General features: G+C 67.1%; 16 protein-coding genes and 1 pseudogene. 9 read left to right on the forward strand and 8 right to left on the reverse strand.

The genetic code is table 11. The features are described 5' to 3' along the window. Positions 1-94 precede the first annotated feature (94 nt). The 7 genes from RWE79_RS00950 (at position 95) to RWE79_RS00980 (ending at position 7,899) form a co-directional block, all read left to right on the forward strand. Positions 95-1,063 carry an Lrp/AsnC family transcriptional regulator gene (locus tag RWE79_RS00950; RefSeq protein ID WP_475938084.1) on the forward strand — a complete coding sequence of 323 codons (969 nt, stop codon included), beginning with the start codon at positions 95-97 and terminating at the stop codon, positions 1,061-1,063. Between the two features lie 164 nt (positions 1,064-1,227). Next, positions 1,228-2,151, forward strand: coding sequence for a dihydropteroate synthase (gene folP / locus RWE79_RS00955; protein ID WP_475938085.1), 924 nt, complete (start codon positions 1,228-1,230; stop codon positions 2,149-2,151). A 189-nt stretch (positions 2,152-2,340) separates the two neighbouring features. Then, entirely contained in the window at positions 2,341-3,687 is a 1,347-nt protein-coding gene (locus tag RWE79_RS00960) for an aminomethyl transferase family protein (protein WP_475938086.1), read from the forward strand. Positions 3,688-3,861: 174 nt separating this feature from the next. Then, the gene (locus RWE79_RS00965) at positions 3,862-4,734 is read left to right on the forward strand and encodes a methylenetetrahydrofolate reductase (protein WP_375986653.1); all 873 of its coding nucleotides are present in this window, start codon (positions 3,862-3,864) and stop codon (positions 4,732-4,734) included. Then, positions 4,731-5,639, forward strand: coding sequence for a formyltetrahydrofolate deformylase (purU, locus tag RWE79_RS00970; RefSeq protein ID WP_375986652.1), 909 nt, complete (start codon positions 4,731-4,733; stop codon positions 5,637-5,639). The genes RWE79_RS00965 and purU overlap by 4 nt, the downstream gene beginning before the upstream one ends. 237 nt (positions 5,640-5,876) lie before the next feature. Continuing rightward, positions 5,877-6,740 (forward strand): bifunctional 5,10-methylenetetrahydrofolate dehydrogenase/5,10-methenyltetrahydrofolate cyclohydrolase, encoded by an 864-nt coding sequence (locus RWE79_RS00975; protein WP_475938087.1) that lies wholly within the window; start codon positions 5,877-5,879, stop codon positions 6,738-6,740. Positions 6,741-6,777: 37 nt separating this feature from the next. Continuing rightward, positions 6,778-7,899, forward strand: a complete 1,122-nt coding sequence (locus tag RWE79_RS00980) for a chorismate-binding protein (protein ID WP_475938088.1) — start codon at positions 6,778-6,780, stop codon at positions 7,897-7,899. Positions 7,900-8,052: 153 nt separating this feature from the next. Here RWE79_RS00980 and RWE79_RS00985 read toward each other — a convergent pair whose 3' ends face one another. The 7 genes and pseudogenes from RWE79_RS00985 to RWE79_RS01015 form a co-directional block, all read right to left on the reverse strand. Then, a complete protein-coding gene (locus RWE79_RS00985; RefSeq protein WP_375986650.1) occupies positions 8,053-8,499 on the reverse strand; it encodes a LysR substrate-binding domain-containing protein in 447 nt (148 codons plus the stop codon). A 27-nt stretch (positions 8,500-8,526) separates the two neighbouring features. Next, positions 8,527-9,353 (reverse strand): IS5 family transposase gene (locus RWE79_RS00990; protein ID WP_475938089.1). Its coding sequence is split into 2 segments (ribosomal slippage): positions 8,527-8,988 and positions 8,991-9,353, totalling 825 coding nucleotides; the frame shifts between segments, so codons are not numbered across the junction. Between the two features lie 38 nt (positions 9,354-9,391). Next, positions 9,392-9,889: a hypothetical protein gene (locus RWE79_RS00995; RefSeq protein WP_475938090.1), complete on the reverse strand. Its 498-nt coding sequence runs from the start codon at positions 9,887-9,889 to the stop codon at positions 9,392-9,394. 1 nt (position 9,890) lies between these two features. Beyond that, a complete protein-coding gene (locus RWE79_RS01000; RefSeq protein WP_475938091.1) occupies positions 9,891-10,427 on the reverse strand; it encodes a hypothetical protein in 537 nt (178 codons plus the stop codon). Next, on the reverse strand, positions 10,421-12,538 hold the full coding sequence (locus RWE79_RS01005; protein ID WP_475945537.1) for a BTAD domain-containing putative transcriptional regulator: 2,118 nt from the start codon (positions 12,536-12,538) through the stop codon (positions 10,421-10,423). Before RWE79_RS01005 ends, RWE79_RS01000 begins: the two co-directional genes overlap by 7 nt. A gap of 18 nt (positions 12,539-12,556) precedes the next feature. Then, positions 12,557-12,841 (reverse strand): annotated as a pseudogene (locus RWE79_RS01010) (AfsR/SARP family transcriptional regulator); the annotation flags it as partial. A 269-nt stretch (positions 12,842-13,110) separates the two neighbouring features. After that, the gene (locus RWE79_RS01015) at positions 13,111-13,905 is read right to left on the reverse strand and encodes a protein phosphatase 2C domain-containing protein (RefSeq protein ID WP_402187970.1); all 795 of its coding nucleotides are present in this window, start codon (positions 13,903-13,905) and stop codon (positions 13,111-13,113) included. A 373-nt stretch (positions 13,906-14,278) separates the two neighbouring features. On the opposite strand from RWE79_RS01015, the gene RWE79_RS01020 reads away from it, so the two are divergent. Both RWE79_RS01020 and RWE79_RS01025 read left to right on the forward strand, forming a co-directional pair. After that, positions 14,279-14,629: an NUDIX domain-containing protein gene (locus RWE79_RS01020; RefSeq protein WP_475938092.1), complete on the forward strand. Its 351-nt coding sequence runs from the start codon at positions 14,279-14,281 to the stop codon at positions 14,627-14,629. Positions 14,630-14,865: 236 nt separating this feature from the next. Beyond that, positions 14,866-15,393, forward strand: a complete 528-nt coding sequence (locus RWE79_RS01025; protein WP_475938093.1) for an NUDIX hydrolase — start codon at positions 14,866-14,868, stop codon at positions 15,391-15,393. A gap of 298 nt (positions 15,394-15,691) precedes the next feature. Here the strand turns inward: RWE79_RS01025 and RWE79_RS01030 are convergent, their stop codons facing one another. Continuing rightward, complete coding sequence (locus tag RWE79_RS01030) at positions 15,692-16,126, reverse strand: hypothetical protein (RefSeq protein ID WP_475938094.1); 435 nt, start codon at positions 16,124-16,126, stop codon at positions 15,692-15,694. Between the last annotated feature and the right edge of the window lie 82 nt (positions 16,127-16,208).

Raw genomic sequence — 16,208 nt, forward strand, 5'->3', positions numbered from 1 at the left:
GCCCAGGGGCACTGCGCGTGTCGAAGCAGGTGAAGAATCTCGCCATTGTGTGACGCTCCGCTTCAGACAGGTGTTCCGGAGAAAGATGGCTCGCGTGTACCAGCCCGATGCGATCGACCTGCGTCTGCTGCAAGCTCTGCAGATCGACGGTCGCGCGCCCTTCAGCCGAATCGCAGAGGTCCTCGGCGTGTCGGACCAGACCATTGCGCGCCGTTTTCGCCGGCTGCGCAACGAGACGCGGCTCAGAGTCCTGGGCATGGCCGATCACAGTCGGCTGGGACGCGCCAACTGGATTGTGCGGTTGCGCTGCACCCCCGATGCCGCCGAGTCGTTGGCGGATGCCCTCGCCCGCCGACCGGATACCTCCTACATCGGCCTGATGTCCGGCGGTACGGAGGTGATGTGCGCGATGAAACCGAGGAGCCGCCAGGACCGTGACGAACTGCTCCTGGACCAGATCCCGCGCACTCGCCGCGTCACGTCGGTCGACGCCTCCTGCGTCCTTTCTCATTTCTACGGTGGCCCGCTCGGCTGGCTGAACAAGATCGACACTCTGGACTCGGCTCAGGAGGCCGCACTGCGGCCGGACGCTCCGACGGACGCCGAAGCTCCCGTGGACCTGGAGCCTTTGGACGAGGCCGTGTTGGAACTGTTGCGCCACGATGGACGAGCCACGGTCACCGAGCTCGCGGCCGCGACCGGACAGACGGAGGCAGTGATCAAGCGGCGCGTGCGCAGACTGCGTGCGACGGGTGTTCTGTACTTCCATGTCGAGTACGACCACGAGCCGTTCGGGCACGGCACCGAGGCGGTGCTGTGGCTGAAGGTGGATCCGTCCCGACTGCGCGCGGTGGGGCAGACCCTTGCCGGCCACCGTGAGGTGCGCTTCGCCGCCGCTGTCAGCGGTAGGGCCAACGTCGTGGTCTCGGTGCTGTGCCGCACGACAGAAGAACTCTTCGCGTATCTGGCCGACCAGGTCGGAGCGATCGAGGGCGTGCAGGACGTCGAGGCGGTTCCTACATTGCGCGAGGTCAAGGCCCTCACCTACACGCCTCGCCGCTGACGCGTCGGCACGCCAGGCCCTCGTGCATCCCGCGCCTACGCGGACGAAATTTTCCCACCCGAGGGCTAGAACGATTTAGTAATCAGTTGTAACCTGCTGGCTATATCGATTTAGTGCTTGCGTGCCCGGGCAGCTGATCCGTGCACAGAGGAGGTCTCTCCAGCATGATCGACGTGAGCCAGCGCACCGTCACAGGGTGCTCACCCCCACTTCCGGGAGGATTTCCGCAGCAGGGCAGATGCCTGGTGATGGGAATCCTCAACGTCACCCCCGACTCATTCTCTGACGGCGGGCGCTACGCCGACACACGACGCGCAGTCCAGCGCGGTCTGCAGATGGCCCGCGCAGGGGCTGACCTGGTCGATGTCGGCGGAGAGTCCACCCGGCCCGGCGCCCGGCCGGTTCCACTGACCGAGGAGCTCGCACGGGTGGTGCCTGTGGTCCGGGAGCTGGCCCTGGCCGGAGTGGCGGTCAGCGTCGACACCATGCACGCCGAGGTGGCGCAAGCCGCTGTGCAGGCGGGAGCCTGTGTGGTGAATGACGTGAGCGGCGGCCTGGCCGATCCGGCCATGGCGGCCACAGTGGGCGCCGCACAGGTCCCGTACATCATCACCCACTGGCGAGCGCCGAGCCACGAGATGGACCGGCATGCCGTATACGACGACGTCGTGAGCCAGGTCGTCGGCGAGCTCCACGCCCGCGTGGAGGCCGCCATCGAAGCAGGGGTGGAAGCAGAGCGCATAGTCCTCGACCCCGGCCTCGGTTTCGCCAAGGACGCCGATCACGACTGGCAACTCCTGGCGCATCTGGGCGCGTTGAAGGACATGGGCTTCCCCTTCCTTGTCGGCGCGTCACGAAAGAGGCTGATCCGCGCCGCCCTCCAGGCGTACGGCGCGGGCGATGCTGAATCGGAGGAGCGTGACGCCGCAACGGCCGCGGTCTCAGCACTCGCGGCCGCCGCGGGAGCCTCATGCGTCCGCGTGCACGACGTCCGCTCCAGCCTTCACGCCGTGTACATGGCCGCTGCCTGGTCCGCTGAGAGCCACGCCTCCTCGATCCTGCGATCCGTGCCGCCTCACACTCGCTGAAAAAGGCGCCGCACAGACCTCGTCTGGAACGCACCTCCTCTGCTAGCTTCCGCTAGATCGATTTAGGTCACACACCCCGCACGTTCTCTGAGCCGCAGACGGCCACACACAGGAACTAGATCGATTTAGTTCCTCCTGGTCGGACCTCATCGAGGGATTGCGTCGGACCACCTCGAAAGAAGGAATCACATGACAACTCCCAGCCTTCAGGACGGCATCGACAAGGCCGGTTCCCCCATCCAGCTGCTGTGGCAGCCGGGCGCCGAGCCCTGGACGCCTGAGGTGGTCGGCCGCGAGTACGCCGGCTGGCGTGTCGAGCAGCGCGCCTGGCACGAGGGCGTGGCGCTGCTCAACCTGTCGCATCACATGTACGACATGTGGATCGAGGGCCCGGACGCCACCCAGGTCCTGGCGGACTACGGCGCTAACAACTTCGAGAAGTTCGCCGTCGGCCAGGCCAAGCAGTACGTACCGGTCAACCGCCACGGCCAGATCGTCACCGACGGGATCCTCGCCCGGGAGTCCGAGAACTCCTACTTGCTCAGCGGTGTCCCGGCCTGCCAGCACTGGGTGCAGTACCACGCCGAGAAGGGCGGCTATGACGTCGCCTTCTCCACCGACCCGTCCTCCGCGTTCCGTCCCGGCGGCGGCGACCCGAGGATCTTCCGCTACCAGATCCAGGGCCCGCTCGCGATCGAGCTGATCGAGAAGGTCTTCGGCGGTCCCATCCCGGAGACGAAGTTCTTCCACTCCACGCCGGTCACGCTCAACGGCCGCTCCTTCAAGGCCCTGCGCCACGGCATGGCCGGCCAGGCCGGCTACGAGTTCATCGGCCCCTGGGAGCACGCGGCCTACGTGCACGACGCGTTCCTGAAGGCCGGCGAGCCGCTCGGCCTGGTCCAGGTCGGTGCCCTGGCCTACACCACGCCTAGCGTGGAGAGCGGCTGGATCCCCTCGCCCGTGCCCGGTATCTACACCGACCCCGAGCTGGCGGAGTACCGGTCCTGGCTGCCGCTGTTCGGCATCGAGGGCAAGCGCCCGCTGTGCGGCAGCTTCTTCTCGAACGACATCGCGGACTACTACGTCTCTCCGTTCGAGCTGGGCTACCGCAAGATGATCCACTTCGGGCACGACTTCCACGGCCGCGACGCCCTGCTCAAGGCCAAGGAGGAGGGCGGGCTGCGCAAGAAGGTGACCCTGGTCTTCGACCCGGACGACGTGCGCCGTGTGATCGGTGGCGGCGGGGACCCGGGCTTCGTCCTCAGCTACGCCCGCCACCGGGTGGAGACGTCCTCCGGCCTGGTCGGCGTCACCATGCAGACCGCCGCGATCGACCCGGTCGGCACCGTGCTGTCCCAGACGCTGATCGACGCCGCCCACGCCGAGCCCGGCACCGAGGTGACCGTGGTGTGGGGTGACCACCCGGGCGCGGGTACCGACCCCGAGGCCGACCTCGGGTTCCCGCGCATCCGCGCCACCGTCGAGGTCAGCCCCTTCGACCGGCACGCCCGCACCGAGTACCGCCGCGACGCCTGATTCACAACGGCGTCACGCCCTGAGGCCGGTCCCCGACAGGTGATGACCGGCAGCCGCCCGACGGGCCCCATGGCCCCGGCTCCTCCCCTGCCGCAAGGCCGAGGGCCCGTCAGGCGGTCGGCCAGCCCCACCGCACACGGCGAGGGCTGCTCTCCCACCCCCGTTAGGAGCACGATGAACCCCCTCAGCTCAGCCGCTCCCGCGGTGAGTACTTCGCTGCTGGATGACTTCTCTCTCGAAATGACCGGCAAGGACATTCCGAAGCTGGAGGAGGCAGCCGGCCTCATCCCGCCGGGCACCCGGATCAACGTCACCTTCCTGGGAAACGAGGACCTCCAGATGCGGCTGGGCGCGGCCCGGGCCGTGAAGCGCCTCGGCTTCCACCCGGTCCCGCACATCTCGGCCCGGCGTCTTGGGTCCCAGGCCGACTTCGAGCAGTTCCTCGACGGACTGCGCTCCGACGCCACCGGTAGCGACGTCTTCACCGTGGGCGGAGACCCCTCCCGTCCCGAAGGTCCTTACGAGGACTCCCTGGCCCTGATCGAGTCAGGTCTGCTGTCCGAATACGGGGTGCGTCACATTGGCATCAGCGGCTACCCGGAAGGCCATCCGGCCATCGCCTCCGACGTGCTGTGGTCCGCGCTGCGCGAGAAGAACGCCGCCATCACCGCCCAGGGCCTGGAGGGCAGCGTCATCACCCAGTTCGGGTTCGACGTCGCCCCCGTGCTCGCCTGGATCGAGCGCGTCCGCAGCGAAGGCATCACCCTGCCGATTCGCATCGGCGTTCCCGGACCGGCCGGCGTGCGGCGTCTGATGTCCTACGCCACCCGCTTCGGCGTGGGCACCAGTGCCACCATCGCCAAGAAGTACGGCCTGTCCATCACCAACCTCATGGGCACGGCAGGGCCGGACCGATTCCTGCGCTCCCTGGCCGACGGATACGACCCCGGGCAGCACGGCGAAGTGAAGATTCACTTCTACACGTTCGGCGGCTTGAAGGCCACCTCTGCATGGATTGCTCAGTTCAGGAAGGAAGCTCACGCATGACGGTCACCCAGGCCTCTCCGGCCCGCACCGCCCGTACAGGCCAGGGGACGGACCACCAGGCATCCCTCATCGTCCAGGGTTCCGACGCCACCGGCATCGTCGCGGCCGTCACCGCAGTGCTCGGCCGGCACGGTGCCAACATCGTCGCTCTCGACCAGTACTCCGACAACCCGCACGGCGGCGCCTTCTTCCAGCGCACCGTGTTCTCGCTGGACGGTCTCCAGGCCGCCCTGCCCGCGCTGCGCGCCGAGCTCGACGAGAAGCTGGTCAAGAAGTACGGACTCACCTACACGCTGCGCGACATGTCGGTCCCCAAGCGCGTGGCGATCTTCGCGTCCAAATCCGACCACTGCCTGCTGGATCTGCTGTGGCGCCACCGCCAAGGGCAACTGCCGGTGAGCATCCCCATGGTGATCTCCAATCACCCGGACGTCGCCGAGGAGGTACGCAGCTTCGGTATCCCCTTCTTCCATGTGCCGTCCATGGGTGCGGACAAGTCCGCCGCCGAGGCCGAGCACCTGCGGCTCCTCAAGGGCAACGTCGACTTCGTGGTCCTCGCCCGCTACATGCAGATCCTCTCCGGCGGCTTCATCGAGAAGGCCGGCGTGCCGGTCATCAACATTCATCACTCCTTCCTTCCGGCCTTCATCGGCGCCGGCCCCTACGCCAAGGCCAAGGAACGGGGCGTGAAGCTGGTGGGTGCCACCGCCCACTACGTCACCGAGGACCTCGACGAGGGGCCGATCATCGAGCAGGACGTCGTCCGCGTCACCCATGCCGACACCGCCACCGACCTGACGCGCCGCGGCGCGGACGTCGAGCGTGCCGTGCTCTCCCGCGCCGTGCTCTGGCACGCCGAGGACCGGGTCATCCGCAACGGCAACCACACCATCGTGTTCGCCTGACGCTCTTACACACCCGGCACCTGACAGGTAAACCGCCCGGAACAGGGACAGGTGGTCTTGTCGTGCACCGGAGAGGTCACCGGGGCGACGGATACAGCGGATGGTCCGCTTTGGTGCTCACCGCCGTCGCCCCGGTCTCCGGCGCCGTACACCGTGGCCGGCACAGGCTCGCCGCGGCCCCGCATGCAGTCCTCGCCACCGGGCGAATCGTTCGCCGAGAGAAAGCGGTTCGCCACCATGACACGTACGATCAAGGGCGCGGAGATCGCCCGCCATATTCGGTCCCAGGTTGCCGAACGAGTCCGCCAGGCCAGTGCCGGCGGACGGGTTCCCGGCCTCGCAACGATTTTCGTCGGTGACGATCCGGCCAGTGCTGTCTACGTCGCCGCCAAACGCCGGGCCATCCGTGAGGCCGGGATGCGCGACGTCCACCGCCACCTGCCCCACGACTCCAGCCAGGCCGACGTCGCAACGGTCATCGACGACCTGGCCGCCGACCCGGACGTCCATGGAATCCTGCTTCAACTGCCCCTGCCCGCACAGCTCGGCGCCGCGCAGCTGATCGACCGCATTCCTGTCACCAAGGACGTCGACGGTCTCACGACCGCCAGCTCCGGCCTCCTGGCCCGTGGGGAACGCGGCCTTCGCCCCTGCACCCCCAGTGGCGTCATCGAGTTGCTCGACGCGGAAGGCATCCAGCTGCAGGGCTCATGCATCGCCGTCGTCGGCTGGGGTGAGCTCGTCGGCCGCCCGTTGGCCCAGCTCCTGCTGCGGCGCGGAGCGACTGTCACGGTCGCCCACGAGTTCACAGCCGACCTCGCGGCGGTGACCCGCCCCGCCGACGTCGTCGTCGTCGCCACCGGAGTCCGCGGCCTCATCGGCCCCGAACACATCAAGCCGGGCGCCACGGTCATCGACGTCGGCATCCACCGGACGCCTGAGGGACTGACCGGTGATGTGCGTGCGGCCGAACTCGACGGCATCGCCGGCCGCATCACACCGGTGCCGGGCGGAGTCGGCCCGATGACCATCGCCATGCTCCTCGTCAACACGCTCCAGGCCGCCGAGTGGGCAGCCGAGCGCGAAGCCGTACCCGCGTAGCCGCCGCCCCGTCTGCACGCCACGAAAGAGACCAGACATGAACAACCTCCCTGCTCTGGCGGTGTTTCGTGGCCGTGTGGCGAGCGGCCTCGTCGACGTCACCCACGATCCCGAAGCTCTCGACTCCGAGGGCTTCTGGGCCGTCGTGGCCGACTTCGAGGGCCGCCTCACTTTCGCCCGCTTCCGCCACGTCAGGCCGCTTGCGCCGGCCTCGCAGCCTGGCCCCTGGCACGGCCCCGGACCGCATCAGTGGACCAGCTCACTTGACCGCGCCTCCTATATGGCCGGCGTTGAGGAAATCCGCGATCACATCGCAGCAGGAGACGTCTACCAGGCCAACCTGTGCCGGATCCTGTCCGCTCCCGTCGGCGCCGACGCAGACATCAAGGCACTGGGCGACCGGCTGTCCGCGCGCCACCACGCCCCGTACGCCGCAATGATCCGACTGCCCGACCACGGGATAGAAGTGGCCTCAGCCTCTCCGGAGCTGTTCCTTCGCCGGGAAGGCCAGATCATCCATTCCGGGCCCATCAAAGGCACCGGCCGCACCGAGGGCGACCTCCTGGAGAAGGACCATGCCGAGAACATCATGATCGTCGATCTGGTCCGCAACGACCTCGGCCGCGCCTGTGAGATCGGCAGTGTGACCGTTCCGAGCCTGTGCGCCGTGGAGCAGCACCCGGGGCTCGTACACCTGGTATCCACCGTCCGCGGAGTGCTGGGCAAGGACACCCGTTGGGGGCAACTGCTGGCTGCCGCCTTTCCTCCAGGCTCTGTGACCGGCGCCCCCAAGCAGAGCGCTCTAGGCATCATCCGCTCTCTGGAGACCACGCCCCGCGGCCCCTACTGCGGCGGCATCGGGTGGGTCGATGCCGACAGACGTTGCGGCGAACTGGCAGTGGGAATACGCACCTTCTGGATCGACCGGGCCCAGTCAAGCCTGTGTTTCGGAACCGGGGCCGGCATAACGTGGGGATCGGATCCGGAACGCGAGTGGGACGAGACGCAGCTCAAAGCTGCCCGGCTCGTGTCCATCGCGTCAAACGGTGTGCCATCTGATCCGGACGGCCAGCATCAGTCGACCCCGGATCTTGTCCAGGTCGGCGGGGCAGCACAAAGGGGTCCGGGCAAGCCGACGGTGTCCACCACCCAGCAATAGAATGCACGAGGCCATCCGAAGGCTCGGCCCTCCGCAACGGACCCGGACCTGCGGGCCCTTCTGGGAGTGCGCCCGTTGTGGCGGCGCCGTTGCGGCGGTGCCAACAGCTCCTCCGCCCATGCGTTCGCCGGCCGCCCACGGTAGGGCCACGAGCTACCCCAGAGCTGTGTCGGCATGAAGCGTGGGCATGGGGTTCTCCTTGAACCACGTAGTGAGGAAGTCCAGCAGTTCACTCACCTTGCGCGGTACAGCGTCGCCGGGGCCGTAGATCGAGTAGAGAGATCGGTCGGCAACGCCGAATTCGGAAAGAAGAGCCTGGAGATTGCCCGACGACAAGTCGTCGTAGACCGCCCGTTCGGAAAGCAGAGCGATGCCGCGGCCGAGTGCGGTCGCTTTCTGCAACACCAGGTAGGAGTTGGACGAGTACACCACGTTGCGGATCTTGATCGGTGTAGAGGTGTGCCCCCTGCCGAGACGCCAGACCGGGTCGTTGGTATGGACGATGCAGTCATGCTCACTTAGATCGTCAGGATGGGTTGGCTCCCCGTGTCGTTCGATGTACTCCTTCGAAGCGCACAGCACGAACGGCACCGAGGCCACGCCGCGCGCCCCGTCTAAGAAGTCATCTCATTTGGTGAGTCTGCGGTAGCAGATCAGGGTGCAGGCGATGCTGGTGAAGGCCAGAAAGTGGTCGGCCTTGCGTTCGTAACGGCGGTGCAGGCGTCGGCATCCGGCGAGCCAGGACATGGTGCGTTCGATGGTCCAACGGTGGCGGCCGAGCCGTTGCGAGGTCTCAATTCCCCTGCGGGCGATGCGATGCCGGATCCCTCGGCTGGATAACCATCGACGCAGGTGGTTGTAGTCGTAGCCCTTGTCGGCGTGGAGTTTGTGGGGCCTGCGCCGCCGGGGCCCCCGGCGGGAGCGGATCGGCGGTATGCCCTTCACCAGGGGGATCAGCGCCTGACTGTCGTGCGTGTTGGCGCCCGAGATGCCGATGGACAGGGGCAGTCCCGTCCGCTCCGTGATCAAGTGGATCTTTGACCCGTACTTACCCCGGTCTACAGGATTCGGACCTGCCAGCTCCCCCTTTTCAGGGCCCGCACGTTCACCGAGTCGATCGCGCACCGCGACCAGTCCAACTCCCCACGGGATCCGAGTTCGTCAAGCACCAGGCGGTGGAGTTTGGCCCACACCCGGGCCTTCGACCACTCGGCGAAACGCCGGTGAGCCGTCGCACCGGACGGCCCGAACGACGCGGTCGGCAACTGCTGCCACGTGCAGCCCGAGGTCGCCACGAAGACGATCGCAGCCAGCACTTCGCGGTCGCCATGCCGACGTCGGCCCCCACCCTGAGGCCGCGCCGGCGCCTCCGGCACCACCCGTTGGAACAGCTCCCACAACTCATCCGGCACCAGCCGCTCAACGATCCTCGCCACGACTGGCAGCTTACCCATCCAAATGAGATGACGTCTAAGCAGCCCAGGCCGGGTAGTCAGCTACACGATCCGTACGGCGCGCTCGCTCCTGAACTGTTCGGCAGAGCACGGACATTCGACGGCGCGGCCAAGACATCGCGAAGCCGCTCGATCTCCATCCTCTGGGCGGCAATCTGCGACAGAGCCCGCTTCCTGAAGTCAGTGAGCCCACCGATCTGCGCTTCACACGCGGCGAGGCGTCCCTTCAGCCCAGCGACCTGTTCCTTGAGGCGCTCGATCTGTGCCGCCCGCGGGTCCGGGATCACGCCCGTTTCCCGGAGCTCGGCCAGCCGGCGCTCGAACTCCTCCGCCAGGTGCTGGTAGGGGCCAGGCCGCGGTGAGCCGTCTCGGTTCTTCTTGGGATAGAAACCGGTGCGGGCGACCCCGACCTGGGCCGCGAGGGCCTTGATGTCGCATTTGCCGCCCGGGGGAACGTCACCGGCAAGGAGCCGTTCCATGACGTGCCGAATGGCCGCCTCGTTGTCCCGCCGGGTTTTGTCGCTGATACGGGCCACGTCATGCCCCAGTTCCGCAGAGGGCGTCAATCTCGGCCAGCACCCGTTCATCGCGGGCGAGTTCCGTACCCAGCCGGTCCTTCTCCGTCCGCTGAGCGCGCCCGATGGTGGCGATGAACACCTTCTTGCTCTCGGCGCTTGCCGCCCACACCGGGCGATGCCCGGCATGGTGGGTGGCCTGCGGGCACCGCGCCGAATCGCACATGCCGATCAAGGGCTCTGTCGTCCCGCGGGCGTGAGCCCCTGCGAGCTTGAGGCACAGTGCCTTGGACGGGTCGAGGAACCAGCAGTAGTTCGCTGGCCCCAGGTGCAGGGCCTTCGCCCGCTTGGCGAGCAGGTTCGTTACCTCCTGGTCGCTGCGCTTGATGTTCGGCGCCCCGGAGGAATCCAGCTGTTCGTCGACGAACGCGAAGAAGTCCAGGAGGTCGTTGGCGCCAGGCCCCGCAGGGCGGATACCGTTCTGGTAGTCGTGGAAAGCGTCGAGGGCGACGCGCATCTTGTGCTCTCGCTCCTCTTGGCCGAACTCGGCCATCAGCACCGACTGGGCCCCACCGGGGCGGTCCGCGTAACCTCCGTGGTGACCACGGAAATGTGCTTGAGATGGATCTTGGCGGCCAGCAGACCACCGGGCCGGTGCGCCATTTCGACCGCGAGGGTTCTCCGTAGCATCCGCAGACTGACCGGCACCTCGGGGATCGGCGCCAGCCCAAGGCGACGGCCCTCTGGGCCATTGACCCAGGTCAGGAACCATTCGTACGGGGTGACGAAGGAGAGCGACTTGAACAGGTGACCGTCGTTTTTCACCGGGTCAGCGAGCGAGGCGGCTACGTCGGCGGTGTCGTACGCCTGCTTGATGGTCACCCACTGATCGTGTTCACCACCCAGCTTCCGGCCCTTGATGACCTTGCCCTTCAGGCGGAAGCGGACGCGGCCCTCGCCGAGCTGTTCGGGAGGCAGGCGGCAGTCGAGGGTCAGCTCAGCCAGTTCGCTCTTCCGCATTCCGGTCAGTGCGGCGAGCGCGATGAGGCAGGCTGTGCGGGCCCGGGAGAGCTGCAGTCGGGCCTCGGTGGTGTTCATCGGCAGGGTCCAGGGGACACTGCCCCGTCCGTCCGCGCGCTCCACCAGGGGGGCCGTCCGGCCCCAGCGTTTGGACAGGCCGACCTCTCTGACGGCCTTCTCCAGGTGGCCGCGCAGGGTGGGCAGCCACGTGTAGTGGAAGGCGTGCCGGCCAGTCTCGTGGGCGAGGGAGATCAGGTTCACCCGTAGCAGCAGATCGTCCGGATCCCAGCCGTCCGCCAGCCGCTCGGCTACGACGTGATCGAGGGCGACATCGAACGGATCAGCCTCCTGTATGTGGCGGTCGATGGCCTGCGGGACCTCGACCCTCCAGTCCGGACGCTCCCGGTTGTTGCGGCCCGGCCGGTTCGGCACCATCTCCTGCAACTGTTGCTGCAGCTTCATGACGTGCGGCGCCAGCACCTCCACCACGTACAGGGCCGCCGCGACGAGCGGTTGGAAGACGTCGTTGCTCAGCGGCGGTGTCGTGTTGCCCGTCCGACGGACCATCCCGGCGACGGAGTACGCCGTGCGTCGCTCCCACGGACGGAAGCGATCCAGCCTGATCACCCGCGCGCCAAAGGCGACGACGATGTCCGTAAGCGGGCTTCGGGCGGTCACCACCGCAACGCAGCTGGGGACACCGGGCAGCAGGGGCCGGACCTGGTCAACGTCGCGCGCATTGTCCAGCACCGTCAGCACACGCCTACCGGCCAGCACACTCCGGTAGAGCGCAGCCTGTCCTTCGACGCTGCTCGGACGGCAGCGCGCCGGCACCTGAAAGGAATCGAGTAGGATACCCATCGCCTCCGACGTCGACACTGGGCTTGACGGGTCGTCACCATGAAGATCGACGTACAGCTGGCCGTCCGGAAATCGATGAGCGGTCTGGTGGGCCCAGTGCACCGCGAGCACGGTCTTCCCGAGGCCCTTGGTACCGTTGATCACGACGATCCGGGCGGGCCGCACCCCTTGACCGTGCTCATCGTCGAGCAGCTTGTCCAACGTCAGGACCTCGGCCGTCCGGCCGACGAATCTGTTGACGTCGGCGGGCAGCTGACGGGGCACGACCTGAAGCGTGTGCCCGGTACCAACCGACGGGCCATCGAGTGTACGTCCTAACAATTCCTGGTAGATCTGCTGCAGCTCGGGCCCTGGATCGACCCCGAGTTCCCGGACGATCCGCACCCGGATCATCTCGTAGTACTTGAGGGCCTCGATCGGCCGGTCACACCGGTCCAGCACCGCGAGCAGCCGCGCCCACAGCGACTCCCGCAACGGAAACCGCGCCGTCAACTCCTTTAGTTGAGGCAGCAGATCGGCGCCGTGGCCCGCCGAGATCAGCCGATCGGCACGATGCTCGACCGCCGACAGGTAACGCTCGGCCATCCGCGGAGCCTCGGTATCCTCCAGCCACGCCGATTGCACGCCCTGGAAAGGGAACTCGCGCCACAGCGCCACGGCCTGGTCCGTGAGCTCCGCTTCCCGCGCGGGGTCGACGGCCCGCGCAGCGGCGTCCAAGAGATGATTGAACCGGAGGGCGTCGACATCATCCGGGCTGACCCGCAACACATAGCCGGTGGGGTCGAACACGACCGACTCCGCGCCCAGTGCGGTGCGGAGCCGGGTCATGTAGGTCGACAAGGTCCGCCGGACATCAAGAGGAAGGTTTTGCCCCCACACTGTCTTCGTAAGTTGATCGACGGTCACTGGTCGGCCCGCGGACAACGCCAGCGCCACGATGAGCGTTCGGAGTCTCCCGGTCGTCAGCTCCACCGTCCGCGCCCCGACGGTCACCTCGAGCGGTCCGAGTAATCGCACCTGAAGGCGGCTGTCTGGGGCCGGTCCATGATTGTTGGGCGATGTGGGCTTCCGACCGTCGCGATGGGACGGCATGAAAAAGTCTCCCCCGAGTCGATACGTGCGACAACGCCCTCGCGGACCCCGCAACTCCAGATTTGCCAGTACGGTCCGCGTGATCTAATCTCGAAAGATTAGCTGCCTCACGTAACAGATGTCGCCCTCGGTCGACAAAATCGAGCCGGGCCGCATGACGATCCGGACACCGCGGTTCGAGTACTGGCGGTCCACTGCCACCCCTGAATGGATGGTGGCAGTGCGTCATAACTCGCCAGGCGGCCGGACACGCCCCTTGTTGTCGCGGGTCAGGCCCCGCCGAGGTCAGTACAGTGAGCGATCGTCGCATCGTCTGCCGCCACCAAGTGACGTGCCTCCGCCTGCCGGACACGATGGATGATTTCGGCGGGTCCGCTCGACGCCAGCGTCGTCATGACTCCTGGCCAGTCGAAGAGCCGGAACCGGTCCACGATACGGCTGGCTCCATTGCTGAACAGGACGGCACTGGTCAGCTCAGAAATCGGACAGCTTCCAGTGATCGCCTCGTCTGCCGCCCGCGGGTCGTCCTTGGCCACCCAGAAACCGCCCGGCTGGTTCCGGTTGGCCCGCAGGTCTTGGAGAATTCGATGATATTCGCCGCTACCCTCAGCGGCGGCCTCGAGCGCGTGCTCGTACGACCGACTGATGATCACTTCCCGAGGATCGGAGACGACGACCGGCGCACCGTCTACTCTGTCGAGCACGAGGACTGAGTCGCCGAGCACCAGGTACTCGATGAGGCCGTCGGACAGGCGCAGGATGGCCACGGTCGCCGATGGACTGATGGGGTTGGCCACGTCGCAGGTATCTCGGTGATCGTCCGTCGCCTGCTCGATGGCCTCGGCGAGCAGCGCCGAAAGGTTGCGGTCTCGCAAGCGTGTCAAGAGGCTGAGGAGGACGCCTCCCAAGCGGCTGGCGTACCAGGCCACGCCGTGACGGCAGATCGATTCGGTGCCAGCGATTCCGGCACCGTCGATCAACACCACCGCTTTCGGTACGGCGCCGGCGAAGTCCTCGTTGGCGTGGTCAGTCCGCGCCGCAGCGCTCGCCATGATCACCCGCATGCCCTACCGCCGATCTCCCGCCGATCAAGGCGTCGACATTGTCAACTCAGAAGGCTTCGGGTGCATCCATACCCTGGTCCTTGGCCATCGCCGCGCCTGTGCCACCGTCCGCTGCGGATGGTGCACGAGCCAGCCTTCGACGGCGGGAAGACGGCTGGAGCAATTGGTCGGGAGAGGTCGCGATGAAGCCGCGGCGTCCGAGGATCTGGCGGCGCTTCACCGAGTCCTGCGAATCGGACATCCACACCCGGCAGTGAAGAGTTACGAACCGGCAACTTTTCCCATCTATCTCTGAGACAGTTGCGGCGCGGTTCGCGATGGATCATCTCGGCGCCTCACCTGGGTGTTGGTGAGACAAGAAGGGGACTGAGACATGCGAACTGTTCCTAACGGCGGTCATCTGGAGCCGACCGACACGACGCTGGTCGGCGCGGCGCTGCGGGAGTTGTCCGAGGAGACCGGCATCGACCCCGGACAGGTCGCCCTCGTCTTTGCGCACCCTGCCTATGTCGAGTTCGGCCGGGTGCCGGCCAGGCCCGCAAAGGGCGAGCCGGACCACTACCACCTTGATTTCGGCTATGTCTTCAGGACGGCCGACGCCGAGGTCGGGCGTATCCAGGAGTCCGAGGTGACCGGCGCCGCCTGGTACCCGCTGGATCTCGCGGAGCGCCTCGTCGGGCCCCGGATCGCGCGGGCGGTCACCACATCGACCGGAATCAGGTAACCCCTGCGCCACCGGAAGCTCTCGCGGCGGCCAGCTAACGGGCAGGGAACATCCCGTCGTAGAAGGCACTCGGGCGGGCGCGATCGGCGTCACGCCTCCTCCGGGAGCTCGGCGACGATCACGAGCCAACTCGTCACCGTGACGTCGTCTGGCTTGGTCCCGGCGGCGACCTCGGCGAGGATCGCCATCTTCTGCTCGTAGCCGCCTGACCTCCAGCACCCACCGGGAGCGAGACCATGAAGACCTGTGACAACACCTCGGTCGGCATCGTCATCACCGATCACCATGGCCGCTACCTGATGTTCGACCGCGCCACCTTCCCGCCCGGCACGGCACCTGCCGCCGGCCATATCGACGACCACGGGACCGCCGAGGACGCGGGCCGCGCCGAGGTTGAGGAAGAGCTCGGCCTCACCGTTACCGGCCTCACCCACGTCACCGGCGGCTGGCGGGACAACCCATGCCGCCGCCTTCCCGGCGGACGCAGCACCGACCACCGCCACGAATGGACCGTCTACCGGGCCACCGTCACCGGCGACCTCACCCCGAGCGCCCACGAGACGAAAAACGTCCGCTGGATCACTCCCGATGATCTGAAGGAGTTGGCAGACCGGACGGTCGCCTACGCCCAGGGACGCATCACGGACGCCGAGTTCGAGGCCGCGCCCGGCATCGAGCCGGTGTGGATGCAGTGGCTCGCGAACATCGCCGCGATCCATACCAGCCCCGACGACCTGCGCCGGGTGGACCAGCTCACCAGATGATCGCCGCCCCGTTCTCCTGACCGCGGCCGCCGCCCGGCTCCATCCCGAGCTCGACGCGCTGGCCCTGCGCCCTCGGCTGGCCCTTAAGTGCCCTGCTGCTACCGCGGGCCCGGACAGACGAGTTCGCTGTCCGGGGTTGCGGCTTGCGGCGGCAGTTACGCCAGCCATGGGGGTCATGAACTCAGCGAAGAGCGTCACGCAGCGCCTCCTCCATGACAGGTATTGAACTTGAACTCGTGATGTCGGCCTGACCTCGGGTGTCGGCCGACATCAATCAACTTGCAGTAGCTGACTCGGCTTACCAGGCGGGGCGCTTGTCCTGACGGTCCGTCGAGAAGCCGGTGGGCACGGTCGCTTCGGTCCGCAACAGCAGGCCCGGGTCGGGCGGAAATTCATCGGTTGTCGGCGCTGGGCCGTGCAGGCGCCTATGGCCCGGGACCGGCAATTCGACCAGCACACCGTCGCGCATCATCCACAGCCCGAAGCAGTCATCTTCCTCGTCATGGATCAGCACCTGCACGCTCGCCGGATACGGCCACGCCAGGGATTCCAAGTGCCGCAGCAGACCTGACCGCGGACGCACGCGGTTGAACTCGATCATCCACCCGTCAACAAACATGTCCAGCCGCTCGAAGTGGCCCCGCCAGCTGCGCGAGTCATCCGGCCGTGTCAGTGGCTCCATCACATCGTCCGCGTACGGCGCCAGCACGATGACCTGCGCAATTCTGCTCATGCCGAAGTATCAGCGCACTCCATGGGCCGGTGGCAATCGAATTCCGAGGCGACGGGCGAGGGAGAAGACCCGCCTGGGCAGC

This window comes from Streptomyces sp. RLA131, from assembly GCF_056270125.1.

What these genes read in the sequence shown, in the direction of transcription:
- RWE79_RS00980 (WP_475938088.1), top strand. Translation starts at nt 6,778, where the DNA reads ATGAACAACCTCCCTGCTCTGGCGGTGTTTCGTGGCCGTGTGGCGAGC.
- RWE79_RS01025 (WP_475938093.1), top strand. Translation starts at nt 14,866, where the DNA reads ATGAAGACCTGTGACAACACCTCGGTCGGCATCGTCATCACCGATCAC.
- RWE79_RS01015 (WP_402187970.1), bottom strand. Translation starts at nt 13,905, where the DNA reads ATGCGGGTGATCATGGCGAGCGCTGCGGCGCGGACTGACCACGCCAAC.
- RWE79_RS00975 (WP_475938087.1), top strand. Translation starts at nt 5,877, where the DNA reads ATGACACGTACGATCAAGGGCGCGGAGATCGCCCGCCATATTCGGTCC.
- purU (WP_375986652.1), top strand. Translation starts at nt 4,731, where the DNA reads ATGACGGTCACCCAGGCCTCTCCGGCCCGCACCGCCCGTACAGGCCAG.
- RWE79_RS01030 (WP_475938094.1), bottom strand. Translation starts at nt 16,126, where the DNA reads ATGAGCAGAATTGCGCAGGTCATCGTGCTGGCGCCGTACGCGGACGAT.
- folP (WP_475938085.1), top strand. Translation starts at nt 1,228, where the DNA reads ATGATCGACGTGAGCCAGCGCACCGTCACAGGGTGCTCACCCCCACTT.
- RWE79_RS00960 (WP_475938086.1), top strand. Translation starts at nt 2,341, where the DNA reads ATGACAACTCCCAGCCTTCAGGACGGCATCGACAAGGCCGGTTCCCCC.
- RWE79_RS00965 (WP_375986653.1), top strand. Translation starts at nt 3,862, where the DNA reads ATGAACCCCCTCAGCTCAGCCGCTCCCGCGGTGAGTACTTCGCTGCTG.
- RWE79_RS01020 (WP_475938092.1), top strand. Translation starts at nt 14,279, where the DNA reads ATGCGAACTGTTCCTAACGGCGGTCATCTGGAGCCGACCGACACGACG.